The following is a 17,820-nucleotide window of genomic DNA, read 5'->3' on the forward strand; positions in this document are numbered from 1 at the left end:
CGCGGCGGCGGCGGCGTGCCGATGAAGGTCGGATCCGTTGGGATCGGCGACATCGCCTGCAAGGCCTATCTGCCGGTCCTGGCGGCGATGCCCGGCGTCGAGCTCCATATCGCCAGCCGCAATCCGGAAACGCTGCGCCGGGTCGGCGACGCGTATCGGATCGAGGGCCGCCACACGGATGTCGATGCGCTGATCGGGGCCGGGATCGAGGCCGCCTTCGTCCACGCCGCGACCGAGGCCCATCCAGCCCTGGTCGAACGGCTGCTCCGCGCCGGCATCCATGTCTATGTCGACAAGCCGATCGCCGACACGCTCGCCGAGGCCGATCGGCTGGTCCGTCTCGCCGAGCAGCGCGATCGATCGCTCATGGTCGGCTTCAACCGCCGACACGCGCCAGCCTATGCGGCGCTACGCGACAGGCCGCGGCCGGTCGTGGTGATGGAGAAGAACCGGCACGCTCTCCCCGCACCGCCCCGTCGCGTGGTATTCGACGATTTCATCCATGTGGTCGACACGATCCGCTTCCTCGCCGAGGGCGATATCGAGCGGATTGCGGTCGAGACCCGGGTTGCGGACGGCATGCTCGAGCACGTCTCGCTTGCCCTTTCCGGCCGGGGCTTCGCCGCCCTGGGCATAATGGTCCGCACGAGCGGCAGCGACGAGGAATTCCTGGAAGTGATCGGCGGCGGCGAGAAGACCCGGGTCGAAAACGTCCGCGAAGTGCTTGAGCACCGCGGCGGCAGCCGTGGCTCGATGCTGCCCTCCGACTGGACACCGGTCACCAGGGCGCGCGGCTTCGAAGAGATTTGCCGCGTGTTCCTCGATGCGGTGACCGCCGGAGGGCGCATCGATGCGCGTGACGCGCTCGAAACCCATCGCCTGTGCGAAGCGATCACCCATGCCGCCGAGCAGGGACGGAACGGCCCGCTCGCGCTCTGAGCCTGGAGTCTGATCGTCTTGGTTGGAGCATTTAGCTCCGACCTGAGGCGTGGATCAGGCTCCAAACCGGAAAGCGAAAGCGTTCAGGGGCGCAGTTTCTCGGCCATCTCCGCGGAATTGCCCGGGGTCACCACCCACTCGGCGCTGTCGTCGAAATCGAAGCGGATGTCGATCTTCGGCCCTGGACGGGAGATCTGGACGAGGCAGCGCTGCCAGCGACTGCCGCCTTGCGCCATCACGTCGGCCAATGCGCGCGCATGATCGATGACGTCGAAATCGTCCGGGGTCTCGGCCTCCCATTCGCCCTCGGCGTCGTAGACGTAGCCGTACATGCGCTTGCGCTGCCCGACTTCGACCACCAGCGCGATCCCGCTCCAGTCGCGCTCGACATAATTGGCATCGGCGAGGATCGCCTGCCCGATGTCGTGAACGAGTGCGTCCGCGCGCTTCTGGTCGAACGTCACGCTTGTCATTGCCATCACCTCAACCACGATCGCGGCAAATGCCGTCACTTGCCGAGCAGTTTGTCAATGTCCGCGCGCGAAACGCGGTCGAACACCTGCCCTGCCGCATTATCGAAGAGTTCGCTGTTCTTGAACACCCGTTTGCCGCTCTGGTCGAACACCTGGTACACCACGCCGACCTGGTCCGGGCGGTCCGCAGTGCCGCCCTTCAGCGCGACGTTGACCTTCACCGTCGCGCCGGCCTCGATCCAGGCGGCCCATTCGTTCTCCATCGTCTTGTAGGCGGAGCGATTGAAGTTGAAATTCTGCGGAAACATGTTCCGCTCGCCCTGATCGCCCATGAAGCGATGGCCGATGATGTGCCCCGCATCGTCTTCGGCGACGCCGCGACCGCGGACATTGTCCTGCGCGTTCAGCTCGTCATTGCCGCGCTTGCTGCCCTTGGGCTGCACGTCGGAAAGCGTCGCAGAGGCCGAAGTCGGGCGCCCCTGCGCGTCCACCGTCCAGGTCACCTGATTGTTGCCGAGCTTGGCGCTGTGCACGGTCGGTGCGGCGATCTCGTCGACGCTGCGCGCCGCCGGCGAGGAGAGCTCGTCGATCTGGCGCTTCATCGTCGACAAAGTGTTGCGAGCGGATTCGGGCAAGGCGTTGAGCACGCTCTCTGGCGCGGCGCCGATCGCGTCCGAGATCTTCTTGAGCGCGGGGCCGACCGCCTGGGCGAAGGCGCTGTCGGTCTTGGCAAGGTCGACCGCCTTCATCACCGTCTCGCCCCACTTGCCGAGCTTGCCGAGTTTCGCAGCGTCGCCGACATAGGGGATCATGCTGACCGCGGAGATGCCGGCGCCCAGCCAATCGCCGCGAAACAGCGAGACGATGCCGTTCGCGCCATCGGAAATCGGCGTCGGATCGAACAGCCCGGCGACGTCCAGGCCCATCTGGGTGAGATCGAGCGCGAGCTCCTTCTGGGCATCGGTGAGGCCGCCCGGCGGGCTATTGCCGGCGCGCTGCCCGGACGAGATCGCGTCGGGCAGCAGCCGATCGAACTCGCCGCGCTGGACCGGGGTCAGGTCCTTGCGCGCAGCCTCGATCGCATCGGCCGCCCCCTTCGGATCGCGCAGCGCGAGCTGGGCGAGGTCGCGTGTCAGACCGGCGACGTCGACCCCGCGGCCGCTGCGATTGGCAACGACCAGCGCCTCGCCGAGGCCGCTGCTGTTGGACAGGCTTCTGCTGACGCTGCCGAGTCCATTGACGCCGTCGATCATTTCACGCTCCTCGCTCGAAGGCTCAGGCCAGCAGGATCTGGCGCAGCAGCTTGGCGGATTCGAAGCCGCCATTCTGGCTGCGCGCGGACGCATCGAGGCCAGCCCCGAACAGGCTGCCCAGGAAGAGGAAGGCACCGATCGCGGTTCCCGCCTCGGCAAGGCTCAGCGCTCCGCTGCCGGGCCCGTAGAGCGCGCCCGGACGGGTGATGTCCGCTTCGGCCTGAGTCACCTTCTGGCCGAGTTCGGTCTGCCAGCCGCCGGCATTTTCATGGACGGTGAAGCCGTCGCGATGGGCGGCGTCGAGGGCATAGCCGTTGGTCGACACGCTCACCGAAAGATCGCCGAGCTGGTTCTGGCTGATTCCGTCGATCACCACCGCATTGTCGCCGCGGGTCACCACCACCTGGCTCGCGACATAGGCGTTGGGATTGCCCGCCCATTGCTCGGTGTTGATCGTCAGCTTGGTACCGTTGGCGAGCTCGAAGGTGGTCGTGCCGTAGAAGTCGAACTGATGCTTGCCGTTGACGTCGACATGCGGATCGCCCCAGATCCGGGTGCTCTGTCCGGTCTCGGCGTTGACGATCGTCATCTCGCTGTTCCGCTCGTCGATCTCGAGCCGGTAGCCGTCGCCGAGATCGACCTTGGCGGTATGCTGACCCGAAATCTTTGCCGTGAAGCCGGCCTGCTGCTGGAGCTGGGTGGGTGCCGCGCCTTGCGCCAGCGTGCCCAGCTTGATCGCGAACGCCGCCGGAAGCATCCCGAACGCCAACGGCCCTGCGTTGAGGGGACGGAAGGATCCGGCGAGAATGCCCGCCGCCATCATCAGCGCGCTGCCATTGGCGAGAACGTTTGCACTCGCTGCGAACTGCGCCGACGCGCCGGCCGATATGTTGGTCATGGCTTCGCTCCTCCTGATGCCGAGATGGCGTGAACTGGAGGATGAAGTGCCATGCATGCGGGCAGGCCACACTCATCGGATCGCTTAGATCGCCTAAACGAATCGTCTAGGGACGGCCGTGGCGGTCCGTGGCATCAGACTGGTTCGCACCCGCGCGTCGTTTTCGGCGGGGCCAGTCGCGAGGACCGGATGAACGTCGAAGCCTTTGCCAATCGCAGCCACAGCATCAATCCGGCAAGCGCGATCTCCGCACGGGGACGCGAAGCGGCGAGCGCCGAGTTCCAGGCACAGCATATCCCCGCCCGCGAGGCGCTCGCCTGGCAGCAGCCCGCACCCCCGATCCAGGCCGCCCCGCAGCCGACGACGGTCGCCCCGGTCGAGAGAGCGGCCGCGCCCGCCGCCGCCGGCGCGGCGACCGCGCCGACGACCCGCGAGCTCGCGCTGCTCGCCGACGACGTCTACAACGACATTCCGGCGCCGCCGCCGGGCTATCGCGTGGCGACCGAGAGCGACCTTTCGCGCGTCGGCCTGCGCACGCAGGACCTTTCCTCGCCGCAGAGCGCCTTCCGCGCCCGAGTCTACGTCAAGGAGGGCGATGGCGGTCCCCAATATGTCGTGAGCTTCCGCGGTTCGACCGACGGCAGCGACTGGAAGGCGAACGCCCAGCAGGCGGTCGGCCTTCCGTCCGATCAATATGCCAAGGCGCTGATGATCGCCAAGGCGATCGGCCGCCATCCGGACGCCGACATCACCCTCGCCGGCCACTCGCTCGGCGGCGGCCTCGCCTCCGCGGCGGCGCTGGCCAGCGGCCGCGACGCCGCCACCTTCAACGCCGCCGGACTCAGCGACAACACCATCCGCCAGGCGGAGACGATCCGCTCCGCAAATGGCGGCGCTGCGCCGGACATCGCCGCTTTCTACGTCCGCGGCGAAATTCTGTCCGCCGTCCAGGATGGCGGCGACCGCGTCGCCGGCGCGATCTTCGGCGGCCCGCTCGGCGCGATCTTCGCCGACGCGCCCGAAGCCTATGGCACCCGCATGCCGCTCGACGCCGTCCGGCCCGAGGGCACGCATTGGTATCAGGATAATCCCGTCGCGCGTCACGGCATGAACTGGGTGCTGAGCAGCCTCGGCGCCAATTGACGAACCCTTTCGAGACTGCCTACAGGCTGAAGCGGTGAACCGCCGCCTGCGTATCGCCGCTGCCGCCATGCTGGCGATTGCGCCAACTGGGGGATGCATGGCCACCGAACCTTCCTGCTTTACCAAGCGACCGTCGGTCGTCCTGCCCGATCGCAACCTGGTGCTGAGCAACGTGTCCAACGGCGCCTCGGGCCGTGCCCTCGCCGAGGCTATGCTCGATGGCCGCGTGGAGGATGCGCAGGCGATGCTGCGTCGCGATCCGCGCCTGATCGGGACGATCGTCACCCATGACCCACGCATGCCGCAAGCGCCCACCGGCCAATATGGCGACCTGCTGACCCTCGCCGTTTCCCGCTGCGACGCCGATGGGATCGCGATGCTGCTCGGCGCTGGCATGCCGGCGGACGGCACCCTCCCCGGCAACGCTCTGTCTCTCGCCGTCCTGGCCGATGGGCCGGAGCTTGCGGAGCGCCTGCTCCAGGCCGGCGCGTCCCCGGATCCGCAGCATCTGCCTCAGGGCGAGGATCCGATGCGCGCGGCGATCACCTTCTCCAATATCGGCGCGGTCATGACCCTGCTCCGCCACGGTGCCGATCCGCGCTGGGCCGATCCGCTCGGCATCGACCGGGTCCGCCTCGCCCTCGACGCCGAACAGGCGGACATCGCCGAACTGCTCGTCGAAAAGGGCGGCACGCTTTGGAGCGTCGCCGAGGATGGCAGCATGGCCGCGCATGAGCTTGCCGCCGAACCGGTGATCTTCACCAGCGCCGAGATGCAGGCGGCACGCGCGCGCCTGCTCGACCGGGCACGCAAGAGCCCGATCGGCTGGCCGCCGCCGGAGCGCGCCCACGTGCGCCAGATGGTCGTGACCGGCGCTTGGCCGACGGCCGCAATGGCCAGAGCCGGGATGACGGTGGCACCCCAGATACTCGAGCGCATGCGGCAGGATCGCGCGAACTGATCCGCGGCGCATCCGCTACAGCAACATCGCCATCGGCAGATCCGCTTCGAATCGTCCGTCGGCAAGCCGGAACCGGCGCTCGAACCTGCCCTCCTGTCGGAAGCCCACCCGTTGGTAGAGCCGGATCGCGTGAGTCAGCCCTTCCCTGACGACCAGCTCGATCCGCTCGACCCTGGGCGTCAGCGTTGCGGCGCTCTCAAGCAGGTGCGCGAACAGCGCCCGCGCAACGCCGCAGCCCTGGACATCGGGATCGACCGCGATCGTCAGATCCCAGAGTACGTGTTGGAACTGCACGGAGGGCATCCGGCTGGCCTTGATCATGCCGATCAGGCGGTGTCCGTCCCAGGCGCCGATCGCGACGCCTCCGGCCAGCGCGCCCGCAAGCGCCTCCTCCATCCAGGGCAGGTCCATTTCGCCGGGGAGACGCCCGAGCCCGCCCTCGGCGCGCCGCATGACGACGAGCAGATCGGGCGCATCGGCGAGACTCAGTCGGCGAAAAGAATGCTCGGACATGGCCTCCTCCCTGGCTGCAGCGCTCCGGATCGGGCGACGCATGGCCTGAGGTTAGCCAGGTTCGGCGGGTGCGCAATGGGCCGGCTTTTCGCCGGCCGCATCATCAAATCGGAGGATAGACCGTGGCTGCCCCCTCTCGGGCGGCAGCCACGGCATGTCGCGAGCGCTTAGAAGGTCACCCCGAAGCCGGCGCTGACCGTCTCGCCGCTGTCCTTGCCGGTATAGGCGCCGGCGCGGTTGTTGGTGTTCCAGTGAATGAAGTTGAACTGGAGGCGCATGATGCTGTCCAGATACCAATTCACCCCCGCCGTGGCGGCACTGCCTTCGCCAAGGGTCGGCAGTCCCGAATAATCGATATCCTCGTAGCGGGCGAGGATCTCGATCGCGCCGGGGCCGCCGTCGAAGACAGGGCGCAGCACCCGCGGCTGGGCGAAGGTGCCGAGACGCGGATTGTACGGAGGCAGGTCGCCGGTGACGAACCAGCCGCCGGACAGGCTCCACGCCTTGCTCTCAAAATCCGGCCGTCCGGCATCGAGCCGCGCTTCGCGCCGGCCGGCCTCGCCCATCATCCAGAACGGCCCGGTATAGCCACCGACTTCGACGCCATAGCCGGTGGTGCCGGTGCCGCCGACCAGCGTGCCGGTCGAGACTCGCAGCGTGCTGTTGAAACGACCGCCGATCACGGTGTTGCGGGTCAGCGTGCCCGGACCCTTGGCGAGCTTCTCGTCGAAGCCCCACAGCCCGAGATGGACGATGGAGTCATCGGTCTTGAGCGGATTCCAATGCGCGCGGGCGAGTACGGTACGGCTGTCGCCCACCGCCTGGCTCGCATCGACGGCATCCCCGCTCAAGGTAATCGACGCGTGGCCGGTCTTCCAGAAGATGCGGGGCATCAGCGCCATGCCGTAAAAGCCGCGCTGCGGAATGATCGAGGTGGCGACGACGTTGCGTTCCAGGAACGGCGGCGCATCGGAGCCGCTCGAGCCTTCGAAGCTGCGGTCGTTGAACATGTTGCCGAAGCGAACGTCGTAGGAGATACCGCCGGTGCTGTCGCGCCAGCCGACGAACATGGTGCCGACGTCCGACGTGTTGTCGGCGAAATCGTTCTCGAACTGGTAGAAGAAGTGCGGGCCGACCGCGCCTTCGATGCCGATGCGCAATGCGCGGGCGCCGGTGGTGGTGATGTTGCGGGCGTCATAGTCCGATCCGAAGGTCGAGCTGACGTGATTGATGATGCGGCCGCGCATCTTGAACATGAACTTGCCGTCGGGCGAACGGAAGGTCGGCAGGCCACCGCGCCATTCCGTGGTGACGTTGGCATTCATGGCCGCACGCGCTCGAGCGACGTCTTGGTCGGCCGGGCCGGGCGGAACGATCTGCGGCGCGAAGGACTCCTGGGCATTTTCTTCGTTGGCAACGCCCACGCGCTGGGCGACGACGACCGGCTGCGCCGGCAGGGTTGCGCCGTCACGCGCCGCAGACGCGGCGGCGGTGCCTTCGATCTTGTCGAGGCGCGCGCGCAGCGCTGCAATCTCGGCCGCCTGGGCCTTCAGCAGCGAGACGAGTTCCTGCTGATCGGTCGCACTGCCCTGCGCGAACGCCGGCGCGGCGAAGACAAGCGCGGCCAGCGCCGCACTTGAAAGAAGTGTGCTCTTCATTTGATGTCCTGTTTGGATCTGATATCTGGTTTGCCGAGTGGGCGAATACGTTATAGGCCGTACGAACCTCGATCGGTCCCAAGCACCGCAGATGTTTTAGCCGGAAATGCGCGCGGCTTCGATTCGAGCGGCCGCTATTCGCGCAGATATTGTCGCGCGATCATGGGAATAGCCGAGGCTCACTAAGACGCTTCAGCCGCAGCTTCCCTGCAGTGACTGGTAATATTACGTAGGCCGCCTCTGCCTGATGGCCTGTCATCCAGGCGCAGAAGAGCGACGTTCGGCAACGCTCCAGGGCCGATGTACATCGGTCGGGGAGAAGCACGACCCTCGGGTCAGCTTCTCCTCGCCATCATGGAAGCACTACGCTCAGGCCGGCAGGCGGTACGGCGCGCGGTAACGGGGCGTGATCAGGGCGTTGGCTTCGGCATCGCCCTTGAACTGGCCACCGGCATTGTCCCAGTGCAGCTTGCGGCCGGTACGCCAGGCGACGTTGCCCATCTGGCAGACGATGGCCGTATTGGCGGCCGATTCGATCGGGCAGGCGGGCGTGCGGGCGCGATCCTTCACGCAGGCGATGAAGTCCGCCGTGTGCCGATCGAGTCCGCTGTCGCTGGCCTTGGTGACCGGAACTTCCCGCGTCATCGGCTTGCCGTCGCTCGTCTCCGGCGTGACCCACCATTTGCTGCGGTCGACGATCAGGGTGCCGGTCTCGCCCACGAAGGCGACGCCATGGTCATGGCCGTCATAGGGGCCGCGGCTGATGCCGACCGCATGTTCCCATTCCACCGAAAAGTCGCCGAAATCGTAGATCGCGGTCTGGGTGTCGGGCGTTTCCATGGCGGAATCCGGATAGGCGTAGGCCCCGCCCAGCGAGCTGATCGATTTCGGCGTCTGGGCCTTCATGCCGAGCAAGGCGATGTCGATCAGGTGCACGCCCCAGTCGGTCATCAGGCCGCCCGCATAATCCCAATACCAGCGCCAGTTGAAATGGAAGCGATTGGGGTTGAAAGCGCGCTGCGCCGCCGGCCCCAGCCAGCGATCGTAGTCGACGCCTTCGGGCGGCGCCTGGTCCGGCTTTGGCGCGATGTTCTTCATCCAGCCCATATAGGCCCAGGCCTTGACCTTCCGGACCCTGCCGATGCCACCGGATTGGACGTGGGCGATGGCGTCGGCCCAATGCCGGTTGCTGCGCTGCCACTGGCCGACCTGGACGACTCGGCCATGGCGCTGCTTGGCCGCGACCATCGCGCGGCATTCGGCGATCGAGTTGCCCAGCGGCTTCTCGCAATAGACGTCCTTGCCGGCCGACATCGCGTCGGTCAGCTGCAGCGCATGCCAATGGTCGGGGGTGCCGATGATCACGGCGTCCACATTCTGGTCGTCGAGCATCCGGCGATAATCGCCGTAGAGCCGCGGTGCGCGGCCGGAGGCCTGTTGCAGCTCTCTGCCGCGGCCGGAGAGGACTTCCAGGTCGACGTCGCACAGCGCGACGGGCGTCACGTCGGCGCCCTTGATCATCGCGGTGAGGTCCGCCCAGCCCATGCCCTTGCAGCCGATCACGCCCACCTGCACCTTGTCGTTCGCGGACACCCGGCCCCGCCGCTGCGCGAATGCCTGGCTCAGCGGCATCAATGTCGCGGCGGATGCGGCAAGGCCTCCGGCGAGCATGGCACGGCGATCGAAGCTGGCGGTCATCCTGGTCTCCCTTATCGTTGTTGCGTGGGTGTTAGCGCGAACATAAGTCGTCGCAAACGGCTAAAGAGATGGCTCGCCGACGTTGCGGTAGCGGCATGGACATCCCTCCATCTGGAGCCGGCCTAAACGAATCGTTGAGAGACAGCGGCGGAACCGAATGCGATCCAGGCTTCGACACTCTACGGAGGCGAAGATGGTCGAGTCGATTACCGCAGCCCGCACCCAGTCCACCGGCGGGAGCGGCGCTTCCGGGCGCTACACCGTCCAGACCGGCGACACGCTCTCCGGCATCGCCGCCCGCCACGGCGTCTCGCTCGCCGCGCTCAAGGCCGCCAATCCCCAGATCTCGAACCCCAACCTGATCTTCGCCAATCAGCACGTGACGATCCCGTCGGGCGGTTCGGCGGCGGCGGCGGGCGGAAGCTACACGGTGCAGCCCGGCGATACCTTGTCGGGCATCGCCGCCAAATTCGGCCTGGACTGGCGCGATCTCGCGCTCGACAACGGCCTCGCCAACCCCAACCTCATCTTCCCCAACCAGACGATCCGGCTCGACGGGCGCGGCGGCCAGGCCGGCGGCACCGGCAGTGTCGGCGGCACCGAAAGCTCGGGAGGCACGGGCAACGGCCGCAATCCGGCCGACATCGCCAAGCAATATCTCGGCCGCAACGCATCGGAACTGCGTGCGGACCGCAGCGACAATCTGCCGATGAACGCCAACGTGCCGGCGAACGTCTGCTGCGCCAATTTCGTCTCCGCCGTGCTGACCGAGGCCGGCCAGCTGCCCGGCAATCTCCACACCGATTCGGTCGCGCAGCTCAATTCCACTCTGCGCGCGCGCGGCTGGACCGAAGTCAGCGCGTCCGAGGCCAAGCCCGGCGACGTCGTCATCATCCAGGGCGGCGGAGTCTCGCACACCGTCCTCTACGCCGGCAACGGCCAGACGATCGGCTCCAACAACCGCAATCCGGACGGCAGCCAGAAAGTCACCTACGGCAATCTCTCGTGGGCGCTTTCCAATGGCGGCAAGATTCTGCGCGCGCCCGCCAGTGTACAGGGTCAAGGCGCGACGCGGGCGGCGGCGGACGACACGGCGCGTACCGGCCAGGTCGGAACCGCCGCCGCAACCCGCGAGGGCCGCATCGATCAGGCGATGGCCTTCTTCCAGAGCCAGGGCTGGACGCGGGCGCAGGCCGCCGGCATCGTCGCCAATCTCGATGGGGAAAGCGGCATGAACGCCAACATTCGCCAGCAGGGCGGCGGCCCCGGCTACGGGCTCGCACAATGGGAAGGGCCACGGCAGGCGGCATTCGCAGCCTGGGCGGGCCATGACATCCGCAGCTCGACCTTTACCGAGCAGCTGCGCTTCGTCCAGCACGAGCTGTCGACGTCTGAGAGCAGTGCCGGCCAGCGCCTGCGCGGCGCCTCGAGCGCCGGCGACGCCGCAGCGATCGTCTGCCGCTATTATGAGCGCCCGGCCGACATCGTCGGCGATTCCGCGCAGCGCGCACGGGTGGCCGCTTCGATCATGCAGAGATGAGCCTGGCGCTGTTCGCGGCGGCTCTGGCGGTCGCGGCCGCCGTCCCCGCGGAACCGGCAACCTGCGTTTTCGGCACGGCGCCCCCCGAAGCCTGCCAGGTCGGCTTCAGCGTGGCCGGTGGCACCATGCGGATGCAGGCGCGCGGCAAGAGCGGCAAGCGCGCCGTCTTCGTCGGCAGACGGCAATCGGGCTGGTGGTCCGGAACGCTCGATGGCGCCCCGGCAATGGCTTATGAGCGCAATCGCGGCAACGTCGTCTTCTCGACACGCGATCTTCGCCGCACCTTCCAATATTGGACGGCCGGCAACGAACACGGCAGCTACTGATCGCGTCCGCCGTTTGCGGAAAAGCCGCTCAGGGGAACAAAGCCTTCGGTGCCCGGTGCTTTTCGGCCCAATCCGCCCAGGCAACGTCGGTCGGGCCGACCGCGGCATCGATTACCCGCCACTGCCCTCCGCTCAGCCGGAGCAAGGCGACATAATCCTTCGAGACAATGCCCTCCGCCTCGGCAGAGGCGAGCGGCGTGCCGGCATAGCTGATCGGGCGTCCCGATTTGTCCTGCATGGCCGCGATCAGGAACGCCCAATCGCCCTGTCGCTCGAGCCTTCGAACCACGAATTCCACCGGCTTGCCGAGGCGTTTCAGCACCGGCTGGCGGGCGACATCCATTAGCACGCTGCGCTCGGCAGCGGGAATTTGCGCGGCGGTGGCGGCAAGGCCGGCGGCGAGGGTTACGATCATCCAAGTCACTCCCGATGGGCCCCTGCGGTGCGTAACATTGCCTAAGCGATTCGTTGAGCGCGCCGCCGCGAATATTCGTCTATTCACGGCAACATGTTCCAGGCTTCGGACGAGAAATGAGATGATCCAGTCGATCGGCAGCGGCGGCGTACAGGCCACCTCCCTCGGCGGCGCCGGCGGCGTCCGCAACGGCCCCGGTGCGCAGGCGGCGGCAGCAATGTCGACCCTGTCGAGCCGCATCGCGGCGACGATCGCCCGCGAACTGGGCCTTTCCGGCGGCGGCGGCGGCGCTCCCGCCGGCAGCAAGGCAGGTGATTATTACGGCGTCGACGCCCTCGCCGGCGAACTCGCCAACGTGCTCCGTGCCAGCCCGACCGATGCCGGCCGCCTGTCGCGCGCGCTGCACGAATTTGCCGGAGAGGTCGCCTCGCTGCTGACGGCGCGACCGCATAGCAGCGTGCTCGGCGCCCTTGCCGACCTCCACTTCAATCTCACCGACCCGGACGGACGGGCTGGCTGCACGGACGCCGACTATGCGGTGGCGGCAGTCGAGGCCGGCGTGTTCCGGCTCCGCGAAGATGCGCCATGGAAACCGGAGCTGTAGCGCCGCCGAGCGCCGCCACCCTCGGCCTCGATGGCCAAGGCGACGATGGTCAGTTCATCGCCGCGGTGGTGCTGCTCGATCCGATGGCGGCGCCCGCCGATAGCGATGCAGCGCTGCCGTCGTCGGTGAACGTCGCCGTGTACATCGCCCCCTCGGACGATCTCCCGGCCATTTCCGGCCCTCCGGCTTTCGAGGTCAAGGCGGTGTCGATCGGCAACGTCGTGTTCGATCTCGCCGACGGCTATTCCCTGTCCATCGACGAGCTGCAATCGGCGGTGTTCGTCGCCAATGCGCTCACCGGCGAGTCGATTCTGGTCTGGGGCGCGGCCGAGATCGCTCTCGACGGCGCCGATGCCGCCCGCTTCTGGGGCACCACCAGCGTCGAGCTCGGCAACGGCACCAAGATCACGATGGAGACTGCGGTCGATGCGCTGGTCGCCGATCTCTTCCGGCTCGATCGCCTCACCGTCACGCGCGACGACCGGGCGATGGTGATCACCGGCATCGCCGAGACGACGCTCGGCGATCTCGCCGTCGTCCAGAGCTTCGATGGCGAAGCGATCGATGCTGCGACCCGCGATGGGCTCACCATCGTCAGTGACCTGACCGGCACGTGGAGCGACGAATATGGCAATGCCGTCGATCAGAGCGTGCTCGATCAGACGGCGGTCGGCGGCCTCTACGGGCCCGACCAGGATACGTTGAGCCTCGGCGAGATCTGTGAGGCAATCTCGAGCTTCGTCGCTTACAACCAGATCGATTCGCTGATGCTGACGATCGGACGCAACCAGCCGAGCGAGACCGAGCGCCGTCCCCAGGCGATCGACGTCTACCGATCGATGGCCCTCTATGCCGGCGAGAATGCCCGACGATTCGACGGCTGAACGCTGATCCGGCCGATCCGCAACTGGCGCCGCACCAGGCGCTCGCTCAATTGCTCGCTCCACTGCGCCGCCACCGCCGGCGGCACCACGCTTCCCGGAATCAACGCGACATTGATCTGGCCGGCAAGATCGCGGCCGAGCACCGCGCCTTCGACTCGGTAGGCGCCGAGCGGCAGCGACAGGTGGACTTCGGGCTCGACCCCTGACTTGGCGACTTCGGCGATGGCCGCCGCGATCCGCTCGAATTGCGCATGCAGCGCCGGATCGACGTCGCCGGCGGCGATCGGCGCATCTGCCGAAGCGATGGCGGCGAACGGACGCGGGCTCGCAACCGCGCCGGCATCCCCGATCATGTCCAGCGCTTGGTCGCGCATCTTGCCGCCGTGCCGGGTCAGCGCCTCCGCAAAGGCGCGGCGATGGCTGGGCAGCGGTTCCGGAGTCTGGCTGCCGGGCGCAGCCGGGCGGCTCGGCGCCAGCGCCGGCGCCTTGGCCGACTTGATTTGTGCGCCGCCGTTCACGAGGCGCGCACCCGGACGGCGGGCGCATCCGTCTCCGCCCGATCCTCGCTCCGCCGCCGCTCGGCACGTACGGCCGCCAGATGGTGGCCCGCGACCGCGTCGCTGCGGATCTGGTGGCGGGCAAGGGCGCCGACCGCTTGATCGTGCGAATCTCGGGCGAGATCGAGTCGGCCCGATCGCTCCGAAAGCTCGGCAATGGCGCTGGTCTCGCCCGCAATGGTGCGGTCGAGCCAAAGCCGCGCCTGCGCGCAAGCGGGCGTTCCGACGAACAGCGCACGGGCTTCGCGCCGAGTCGCCGCCGCCGTTTCCCGCTCCAGGCGGGCGCGCTCGGCCGCGGCCTCGGCGGCATTGCGGGCGGCGTGCGCCTCTGCGGCGGCGCGGGTCAGCCTTTGCGCCCGCACCTCCGCGATCCTAGCGAGCATCGGCCCGCGCTGGTCAGCGGCCATGATCCATCTCCTCGAAAGTGCGGAGCCGCGCGACGCATTCGGTGAGCGAAGCGCGATCGTCCCGGGTCTGGCGAAGGAAGGCGGCGATCGCGCCGCGCTCGGCAAGGGCGCGGTCGGCAAGCTGGTCGCGGCCCGGCTGATACTCGCCGATCTGCACCAGCAGCTCGATCTCGTCGAGCTTCGCGAGCATCGCGCGCAAGCCGGCGGCGGCGCGTTGCTGGCCCGCGCCGGCGAGCTTGGTGAACAGGCGCGACTGGCTACCGAGCACGTCGATCGCCGGGAAGTGGCCGCGCGCGGCGAGCTTGCGCGACAGCACGATGTGGCCATCGAGCAGCGAACGCACCTCTTCGCCGATCGGATCGCCCTCCTCGTCCTCGAGCAAGACGGTGTAGAGCGCCGTGATGACGCCCGCGGCCGAAGCGCCGCTGCGCTCGAACAGACGCGGCAGCTCGGCGAAGACGGAGGGCGGGAAGCCGCGGCGCACCGCCGGCTCGCCCGCCGCGAGGCCGATCTCGCGGAGCGCCCTGGCGAAGCGCGTGACGCTGTCCATCAGCAGCAGCACGTGCTTGCCCTCGTCGCGCAGCCCTTCCGCGATCGCAGTCGCGACATGGGCTGCGCGAACGCGTTCCATCGCCGGCCGGTCGGAGGTGGCGACGATCACCACCGATCGGGCGAGCCCGTCCTCGCCCAGCGTTTCCTCGACGAACTCGCGCACCTCGCGGCCACGCTCGCCGATCATCGCGATCACGATCGCGTCGCATTGCGCCTGGCGGGCGAGATTGGCGAGCAGGGTCGATTTGCCGACGCCCGCGCTCGCGAAGATGCCGACTCTCTGGCCGACGCCGACGGTGAGCAAACCGTCGATCGCGCGGATCCCGGTCTCCATCGCCCGGTCGATCGGCCTGCGGCCCATCGGATTGGGCGAGCTGCCGTGGATCGGCCGGTCGTCGCCGCGCCGAACCGGGCCCAGGCCGTCGAGCGGCTGCAGCCGGGCGTCGAGCACGCGCCCGAACATGTCGGGGCCGTATGGCGTGCGATCGTCGCCGCTGCGCAGGATCACGTCGCTGTCGAGTGACAGGCCGCGAAGGTCGCCGAGCGGGGTAAGGATGGCGCCCCCATCGGCAAGACCGACGACCTCCGCCCACAGCGAGAAGCCGGTTTCCGCGTCGACGATCTCGCAGCTTTCGCCGATCCGCGCGCGTACCCCGGTCACTCGCAAGGTGGTGCCGATCGCGCCGACGATTCGGCCATGCTGTTCGAACATCGGCGCCGCATCGAGGGCGCGGACGAGGGCGAGCGTATCGGCGCGGCCGGTCACGCGGCGACGCCCCAGCGTTTGGCGAGCGAATCGAGCTGCACGGAGAGGCTCGCAATCACCTGCCCGGCGCTGGTCCGAACGACGCAGTCGGTCGGACCGAGCCCCGGCTCGGCACTGACGACGACGTGGCTGGCCGTGCCGAGCCGCTCCGAGACCTTGGTGGCCAGGGCTTCCGCGACGAACAGGGCAACCGGTCCTTCTGCCGGCAGCCGGGCGAGCGTTCGCTCCACCATCCGCGGCACGAGCTCTTCGTCGGCGATCTCGCCGACGATCGCGCGCACCGCGGCATAAGCGGCTTCGGCGATGTCGCTCCGCCGGGCTTGCTCGTGCCCATCGAGCGCGGCTGCGAAGCCGGCAATCTGCTCGGCCAACTGCGCCTCGATCGTGTCGCGCGCTTCGGCGAGCCCCTGGGCGTGGCCTTCGCGCCGCGCCGCTTCGGTCGCGGCGACGGCCTCGTCACGGATGGCGCTCGCCGCCTGGAGCAGGGCCGCCGCGTCGGTGAAATCCTTGCGGTCCGATCGCTTGATCACCGCCCGGTCGCTCGCGAGCAGACTGTTCTTGTCGGCATGGAACAGGTGAAAGGTCACGCCATGGCCCTTTCGAGAACATGGGCCTGCATCACCAGGCTGCGCGCCCGCGCGTCGTCGCGCGCGCCGGGAAAAGTGACGGCGAGCGAGACGGGCAACGCGGCCTCGAGCAAGTCCCGCCCCTCGGCCAGGATCCGCTCGGGGGGCGGCAGAGTGGTTGGGCCGTCCTGGTCGAGATCGGCGTCGCAGGCCGCGTCGAGCAGATCCTCGCCGAGCGCCGCTGCGATCGTCGCAAGCTTGGGGCCGGAAAGCTCGGCATCGATCGCGCGGCGGTAGTGAAGCAGACCGGCCAGTGCGGCGAGGCGATGTCGGTCCGCCTCTCCCGCCGCCAGCCAATCCGGCATCTTCGCGAGGTCCGAATAAAGCGGGCCCGGCTGGTTGGCGCGGCGCCGCGCGAAGCGGGCACCGCGCCCATCCGGTGCGGCCTCGGCGAGCAGCGCATAGCGGCGGTGCCGCGCCTCTGCGTTCACGGCCGCACCACGTCCGGCAGGCCGGGCCGGCGGCGCCGCATCCGCAACAAGGCAAGGCCGGCAAAGGCAAGCACGGATGCCGCGACGACAACCACCAGCCCACGGACCAGGGTCGAGATCGAGACGCTGTCGTCATTCTGCGGCAGCATCGGCAACGCCTGCGCCGGAACCATCACCACCGAAACCCGGTCGTAGGTAAGCCCGTCGATCGCGTTGGTGACCAGCGCCTTGATCGCGCCGGTCTGGCTGCGCAGGTCGAAGCCGGTGCGATATTTGACGAACACCGAGGCCGCCGACGGCTTGGCTTCCCGGGACAACGGATCCGCCTCCGGCATGGTGAGGTGGACCCGCGCCTGGACCACTCCGTCGATGTCGCTGATCGTCCGGCTCAGCTCCTGCGACAGGCCGTAGATCAGCCGCGCCCGCTCCTCGAGCGGGGTCGAGGTAAAGCCCTCCTTCTTGAACACCGTACCCAGATCGTCGAAATTCTCGTGCGGCAGGCCTTGGGCGCGAAGCGTCTCCACCGCCTTGGCGAAATCGCCCTGGCTGACGGTGACGCTCCATTCCTCTTTCTCGCCCTTGGCCTTGCCGGCTTCGATCCCGGCCTGGCTGAGCACCGCAACCATCTCGTTGGCGGCATTCTCCGTCAGCTTGCCATAGACCTCCTGCCGGCCGCAGCCGGAGAGAGTGACGGCGGCGAGCAACAGCAGGGGCAGAGCGGCCCGCCCCGGCCGGCGACGAAAGGAGGCCGCCGCCGTCATTGCTGCTTGAACAATTGCTGGACGCCGTCCGAGCTGCGGTTGGCGATGTTGGAGGTGAGCTGGGCCTGGAACATGAATTCCGAGCATTTCATCGTCAGCTGAACGATCTCACCCGGAGTCAGCTGGCCGCCGCTGGCTTCGGCCGCTTCCGCATAGCGCGACACCGACTGCGCCTGCATGTTCACCTGATCGAGGGCACCGAACATGTTCTTGATCGCCGGCGGCAGCGGACCGGCGGGGACCACGCCGTCGAGACCGCCGGCGCGGTCCACCGCCGCCTGGAAGCGGCCTTCGAGCTGGGGGCTGGTGCCGCCGCCGCCCGGCGGCAGCAGATCCATGGCGCGACTGCCGGCCCCGGCCGAGCCTGTGGCGCCGGCCGGCCCGAGCGCGGCGCCGATCGCTTCGATGCTCATGA

The 17,820-nt window shown here is 68.2% G+C and carries 21 protein-coding genes; 7 read left to right on the plus strand and 14 right to left on the minus strand.

Annotated features, from left to right (window positions below; genetic code table 11):
- The first annotated feature begins 21 nt into the window (after nt 1-21).
- The gene (locus ETR14_RS02685) at nt 22-939 is read left to right on the plus strand and encodes a Gfo/Idh/MocA family protein (protein ID WP_129383239.1); all 918 of its coding nucleotides are present in this window, start codon (nt 22-24) and stop codon (nt 937-939) included.
- An 83-nt stretch (nt 940-1,022) separates the two neighbouring features.
- Here the strand turns inward: ETR14_RS02685 and ETR14_RS02690 are convergent, their stop codons facing one another.
- Genes ETR14_RS02690 through ETR14_RS02700 form a run of 3 tightly spaced genes read right to left on the minus strand, consistent with a single transcriptional unit; the run spans nt 1,023 to nt 3,563 of the window.
- Nucleotides 1,023-1,412 (minus strand): hypothetical protein, encoded by a 390-nt coding sequence (locus ETR14_RS02690; protein WP_165356279.1) that lies wholly within the window; start codon nt 1,410-1,412, stop codon nt 1,023-1,025.
- 35 nt (nt 1,413-1,447) lie between these two features.
- The gene (locus ETR14_RS02695) at nt 1,448-2,665 is read right to left on the minus strand and encodes a DNA/RNA non-specific endonuclease (protein WP_165356280.1); all 1,218 of its coding nucleotides are present in this window, start codon (nt 2,663-2,665) and stop codon (nt 1,448-1,450) included.
- A 22-nt stretch (nt 2,666-2,687) separates the two neighbouring features.
- Entirely contained in the window at nt 2,688-3,563 is an 876-nt protein-coding gene (locus ETR14_RS02700) for a DUF1521 domain-containing protein (RefSeq protein ID WP_165356281.1), read from the minus strand.
- Nucleotides 3,564-3,752: 189 nt separating this feature from the next.
- On the opposite strand from ETR14_RS02700, the gene ETR14_RS02705 reads away from it, so the two are divergent.
- The gene (locus ETR14_RS02705) at nt 3,753-4,706 is read left to right on the plus strand and encodes an Mbeg1-like protein (RefSeq protein ID WP_129383243.1); all 954 of its coding nucleotides are present in this window, start codon (nt 3,753-3,755) and stop codon (nt 4,704-4,706) included.
- A 97-nt stretch (nt 4,707-4,803) separates the two neighbouring features.
- Nucleotides 4,804-5,667, plus strand: coding sequence for an ankyrin repeat domain-containing protein (locus ETR14_RS02710; protein ID WP_129383244.1), 864 nt, complete (start codon nt 4,804-4,806; stop codon nt 5,665-5,667).
- Between the two features lie 15 nt (nt 5,668-5,682).
- Here ETR14_RS02710 and ETR14_RS02715 read toward each other — a convergent pair whose 3' ends face one another.
- The 3 genes from ETR14_RS02715 to ETR14_RS02725 all read right to left on the minus strand — a co-directional run bounded on the left by ETR14_RS02715 (nt 5,683) and on the right by ETR14_RS02725 (nt 9,536).
- Entirely contained in the window at nt 5,683-6,180 is a 498-nt protein-coding gene (locus ETR14_RS02715; RefSeq protein WP_165356282.1) for a GNAT family N-acetyltransferase, read from the minus strand.
- 167 nt (nt 6,181-6,347) lie between these two features.
- Nucleotides 6,348-7,838, minus strand: a complete 1,491-nt coding sequence (locus ETR14_RS02720; RefSeq protein WP_129383246.1) for an OprO/OprP family phosphate-selective porin — start codon at nt 7,836-7,838, stop codon at nt 6,348-6,350.
- Nucleotides 7,839-8,207: 369 nt separating this feature from the next.
- A complete protein-coding gene (locus ETR14_RS02725) occupies nt 8,208-9,536 on the minus strand; it encodes a Gfo/Idh/MocA family protein (protein WP_129383247.1) in 1,329 nt (442 codons plus the stop codon).
- Between the two features lie 193 nt (nt 9,537-9,729).
- Here ETR14_RS02725 and ETR14_RS02730 point away from each other — a divergent pair, with 193 nt between their 5' ends.
- Complete coding sequence (locus ETR14_RS02730; RefSeq protein ID WP_165356283.1) at nt 9,730-11,076, plus strand: phage tail tip lysozyme; 1,347 nt, start codon at nt 9,730-9,732, stop codon at nt 11,074-11,076.
- Complete coding sequence (locus ETR14_RS02735; RefSeq protein WP_129383249.1) at nt 11,073-11,402, plus strand: hypothetical protein; 330 nt, start codon at nt 11,073-11,075, stop codon at nt 11,400-11,402. Before ETR14_RS02730 ends, ETR14_RS02735 begins: the two co-directional genes overlap by 4 nt.
- 28 nt (nt 11,403-11,430) lie before the next feature.
- Here the strand turns inward: ETR14_RS02735 and ETR14_RS02740 are convergent, their stop codons facing one another.
- Complete coding sequence (locus ETR14_RS02740) at nt 11,431-11,817, minus strand: hypothetical protein (protein ID WP_129383250.1); 387 nt, start codon at nt 11,815-11,817, stop codon at nt 11,431-11,433.
- A gap of 121 nt (nt 11,818-11,938) precedes the next feature.
- Here ETR14_RS02740 and ETR14_RS02745 point away from each other — a divergent pair, with 121 nt between their 5' ends.
- Together ETR14_RS02745 and ETR14_RS02750 are read left to right on the plus strand one after the other, a co-directional pair.
- Entirely contained in the window at nt 11,939-12,421 is a 483-nt protein-coding gene (locus tag ETR14_RS02745) for a hypothetical protein (protein ID WP_129383251.1), read from the plus strand.
- A complete protein-coding gene (locus ETR14_RS02750) occupies nt 12,403-13,305 on the plus strand; it encodes a DUF1521 domain-containing protein (RefSeq protein WP_129383252.1) in 903 nt (300 codons plus the stop codon). The genes ETR14_RS02745 and ETR14_RS02750 overlap by 19 nt, the downstream gene beginning before the upstream one ends.
- Here the strand turns inward: ETR14_RS02750 and ETR14_RS02755 are convergent.
- Genes ETR14_RS02755 through ETR14_RS02780 form a run of 7 tightly spaced genes read right to left on the minus strand, consistent with a single transcriptional unit; the run spans nt 13,269 to nt 17,818 of the window.
- On the minus strand, nt 13,269-13,823 hold the full coding sequence (locus ETR14_RS02755) for a hypothetical protein (protein WP_129383253.1): 555 nt from the start codon (nt 13,821-13,823) through the stop codon (nt 13,269-13,271). The two genes, ETR14_RS02750 and ETR14_RS02755, sit on opposite strands and share 37 nt — an antisense overlap.
- Nucleotides 13,820-14,269, minus strand: coding sequence for a hypothetical protein (locus tag ETR14_RS02760; protein WP_129383254.1), 450 nt, complete (start codon nt 14,267-14,269; stop codon nt 13,820-13,822). The genes ETR14_RS02755 and ETR14_RS02760 overlap by 4 nt, the downstream gene beginning before the upstream one ends.
- The gene (locus ETR14_RS02765) at nt 14,259-15,587 is read right to left on the minus strand and encodes a FliI/YscN family ATPase (RefSeq protein WP_243455734.1); all 1,329 of its coding nucleotides are present in this window, start codon (nt 15,585-15,587) and stop codon (nt 14,259-14,261) included. Before ETR14_RS02765 ends, ETR14_RS02760 begins: the two co-directional genes overlap by 11 nt.
- A complete protein-coding gene (locus ETR14_RS28095; RefSeq protein WP_165356284.1) occupies nt 15,584-16,174 on the minus strand; it encodes a FliH/SctL family protein in 591 nt (196 codons plus the stop codon). Before ETR14_RS28095 ends, ETR14_RS02765 begins: the two co-directional genes overlap by 4 nt.
- Nucleotides 16,171-16,644: a hypothetical protein gene (locus ETR14_RS28100; protein WP_165356285.1), complete on the minus strand. Its 474-nt coding sequence runs from the start codon at nt 16,642-16,644 to the stop codon at nt 16,171-16,173. Before ETR14_RS28100 ends, ETR14_RS28095 begins: the two co-directional genes overlap by 4 nt.
- On the minus strand, nt 16,641-17,405 hold the full coding sequence (gene sctJ / locus ETR14_RS02775) for a type III secretion system inner membrane ring lipoprotein SctJ (RefSeq protein WP_129383256.1): 765 nt from the start codon (nt 17,403-17,405) through the stop codon (nt 16,641-16,643). The genes ETR14_RS28100 and sctJ overlap by 4 nt, the downstream gene beginning before the upstream one ends.
- Nucleotides 17,402-17,818 carry a hypothetical protein gene (locus tag ETR14_RS02780; protein ID WP_129383257.1) on the minus strand — a complete coding sequence of 139 codons (417 nt, stop codon included), beginning with the start codon at nt 17,816-17,818 and terminating at the stop codon, nt 17,402-17,404. The genes sctJ and ETR14_RS02780 overlap by 4 nt, the downstream gene beginning before the upstream one ends.
- Nucleotides 17,819-17,820 lie beyond the last annotated feature (2 nt).

Origin of the sequence: Sphingosinicella sp. BN140058 (genome assembly GCF_004135585.1) — a bacterium.
Classification (GTDB): Bacteria; Pseudomonadota; Alphaproteobacteria; order Sphingomonadales; family Sphingomonadaceae; genus Allosphingosinicella.

Bases quoted from the DNA above. Each gene is read 5' to 3' on its own strand.
- ETR14_RS02685 (WP_129383239.1), top strand. From the start codon at position 22: ATGAAGGTCGGATCCGTTGGGATCGGCGACATCGCCTGCAAGGCCTAT.
- ETR14_RS02690 (WP_165356279.1), bottom strand. From the start codon at position 1,412: ATGACAAGCGTGACGTTCGACCAGAAGCGCGCGGACGCACTCGTTCAC.
- ETR14_RS02695 (WP_165356280.1), bottom strand. From the start codon at position 2,665: ATGATCGACGGCGTCAATGGACTCGGCAGCGTCAGCAGAAGCCTGTCC.
- ETR14_RS02700 (WP_165356281.1), bottom strand. From the start codon at position 3,563: ATGACCAACATATCGGCCGGCGCGTCGGCGCAGTTCGCAGCGAGTGCA.
- ETR14_RS02705 (WP_129383243.1), top strand. From the start codon at position 3,753: ATGAACGTCGAAGCCTTTGCCAATCGCAGCCACAGCATCAATCCGGCA.
- ETR14_RS02710 (WP_129383244.1), top strand. From the start codon at position 4,804: ATGGCCACCGAACCTTCCTGCTTTACCAAGCGACCGTCGGTCGTCCTG.
- ETR14_RS02715 (WP_165356282.1), bottom strand. From the start codon at position 6,180: ATGTCCGAGCATTCTTTTCGCCGACTGAGTCTCGCCGATGCGCCCGAT.
- ETR14_RS02720 (WP_129383246.1), bottom strand. From the start codon at position 7,838: ATGAAGAGCACACTTCTTTCAAGTGCGGCGCTGGCCGCGCTTGTCTTC.
- ETR14_RS02725 (WP_129383247.1), bottom strand. From the start codon at position 9,536: ATGACCGCCAGCTTCGATCGCCGTGCCATGCTCGCCGGAGGCCTTGCC.
- ETR14_RS02730 (WP_165356283.1), top strand. From the start codon at position 9,730: ATGGTCGAGTCGATTACCGCAGCCCGCACCCAGTCCACCGGCGGGAGC.
- ETR14_RS02735 (WP_129383249.1), top strand. From the start codon at position 11,073: ATGAGCCTGGCGCTGTTCGCGGCGGCTCTGGCGGTCGCGGCCGCCGTC.
- ETR14_RS02740 (WP_129383250.1), bottom strand. From the start codon at position 11,817: ATGATCGTAACCCTCGCCGCCGGCCTTGCCGCCACCGCCGCGCAAATT.
- ETR14_RS02745 (WP_129383251.1), top strand. From the start codon at position 11,939: ATGATCCAGTCGATCGGCAGCGGCGGCGTACAGGCCACCTCCCTCGGC.
- ETR14_RS02750 (WP_129383252.1), top strand. From the start codon at position 12,403: ATGGAAACCGGAGCTGTAGCGCCGCCGAGCGCCGCCACCCTCGGCCTC.
- ETR14_RS02760 (WP_129383254.1), bottom strand. From the start codon at position 14,269: ATGGCCGCTGACCAGCGCGGGCCGATGCTCGCTAGGATCGCGGAGGTG.
- sctJ (WP_129383256.1), bottom strand. From the start codon at position 17,405: ATGACGGCGGCGGCCTCCTTTCGTCGCCGGCCGGGGCGGGCCGCTCTG.
- ETR14_RS02780 (WP_129383257.1), bottom strand. From the start codon at position 17,818: ATGAGCATCGAAGCGATCGGCGCCGCGCTCGGGCCGGCCGGCGCCACA.